Source organism: Sandaracinobacter sp., from assembly GCF_041909755.1.
GTDB lineage: Bacteria > Pseudomonadota > Alphaproteobacteria > Sphingomonadales > Sphingomonadaceae > Sandaracinobacteroides.
The window spans coordinates 21,177-21,506 of the sequence record NZ_JAYRCW010000044.1; the positions used below are offsets into that span (position 1 = coordinate 21,177).

At 67.3% G+C, this 330-nt stretch carries 1 protein-coding gene; it reads left to right on the forward strand.

Annotated features, from left to right (window positions below):
- Nucleotides 1–226 (forward strand): J domain-containing protein (locus tag ACE3O8_RS07680; protein ID WP_374388429.1); only part of this gene is annotated, 226 nt, incomplete at its 5' end.
- Between the last annotated feature and the right edge of the window lie 104 nt (nt 227–330).

Below are 330 nucleotides of genomic sequence, written 5' to 3' on the forward strand. Positions count from 1 at the left end.
CGCCGAAAGCCCGCTGACGCGCGAGGACCGGCAGGCACTGTCGAAACTGGGCCTGCCGGAAACGGCGGACATGGCCGAGGTGAAGGCGAAGTTCCGGCAGCTGGCGCGGCGCTATCACCCCGACACCAACAAGGGCAGCCGCGAGCATGAAGCCCGCTTCCAGGCGCTGACGGAAGCCCATGCGCATCTGGAAGCGAGCGACACGTTCAGGCGGCGGACGCGCTAGGCCGCATCCTTCATCGCAAGGACATCGGCAGCCTTCAGCGGCTGGACGCCGAAGGCCCAATCCCCCTGCTTCACCTCCTTGATGAGGACCCATGTGACGGGGCG